The following is a 1,395-nucleotide window of genomic DNA, read 5'->3' on the forward strand; positions in this document are numbered from 1 at the left end:
GTAAAACCAACACTGTCACAGTAATGACAGGATACCTTACCGTCCTGTCTGATCGCAACGATGTCGCTGACGCTCATGGAGGGACTGTGAAAGTCCACGGGCTTTTCCAGATTGAATTGCTGATAGAGTTTTTCCAGCTGCTCCGGCACAGTGCCAGACTCCCTCAGAGGAGCTGTGTAAATGAGGTCATAATTGCTGCGGTCTATGGAAATGTTATGGGACTTTAACCAGTCCAGATTCATAAAGCGCACATTCTGCGGATCGTCACGACTTACCTGATAGATGGCAAAGCAATCTCTGTTCTGGGAGAGAAATGCCTGTTCGCGTTCCTGCTGATGTTCCTGACGCTCCATGACCTTTTCGTGGAACTGAGGGCTTTTCTCCCATTCCTCATGGTCCACACCGAAAAGACCGCCATGATCCATGATTTCCTGCGGGTCAAACACCATGCTCTCCGTATTGTCCTCATACAGCACATAGACGGTCAAACCGGCGGCATCCAGTTCCAGCGCCCGTTCTCTGGTAACAGGGAGCATCCCATCATAGGTGTAGCCATATTCCTGCATATCCGGTGTGGATACCTGCTCATCCGGCATGGGGTATTCATCCAGTGCCTGCTCCTGCGCTTCCGGCAGCTGGGAAGAGGCAGTCATCTGACTGGTCTCTGCCTGCATCTGCTGATAGGCCGCTTCCTGCAAGGTCTCAACCATAGACAAGGGAGCGCGTCTGAGCGAAGTGCTGTCCAGATCGTTATCATCACAAATCTGGAGAACTGCCTTCATGCAGGAAAGCTCCGGCATATCCAGCTGACCACCATCCAGCTCTTTCATGGACGCAGCATCGTAAAGAGTGTAGTCCCATCCGCTGTCACAAGGTTGGATATGAAGATAGGTAGTATCGTTGATCAGAAACAAAGCCTCCTGCTGGTTGGCATCCGCCCCCAGTACCTCCATTTCCGGCATGGTCGCAGCCAGTTCCTTTACCGCTTTCTGTACCAGCGGATTGTCACGGTAATAGTCGATTGCCTGAATAGTGTCCAGGTCAATGGTCTGCCCGGTCAAAATCGGAAACGGTCCTTCATAGTCGCTTCCGTCTTTCAGCTCAAAACCAATTCCTTTGATCCCGTTCATTCGCTCTGCCGGAATTTCCTGATAGATGCGGACCGCCTCCTCCAAAGACAGGTTATCGTGGTATTCTCCGAGGTTTGGAAACTCCATGCACTCTGCCACATAGTAAGTCAGATTGCCGGTTGGCTGCTCTATCGGGGCGGTTTCCGGCTCTGCCTTTGCATGGGGATCAATCCCACGCTCTTTGCATATTTCCTTATAGTGGCGCTCAATGTCAGAGATCAAAGTGCCGGAGGTCTTATTGATGGTCTCCAAACTGGCTCTCAGC

Annotated in this window: 1 protein-coding gene; it reads right to left on the minus strand. The window is 51.5% G+C overall.

Features of this window, described 5'->3' with window-relative positions:
• A partial coding sequence (locus ACZMB2_RS14250; RefSeq protein WP_487597203.1) for a YodL domain-containing protein occupies positions 1–1,395 on the minus strand: 1,395 nt, incomplete at both ends.

This window comes from Hominiventricola sp., assembly GCF_057604405.1.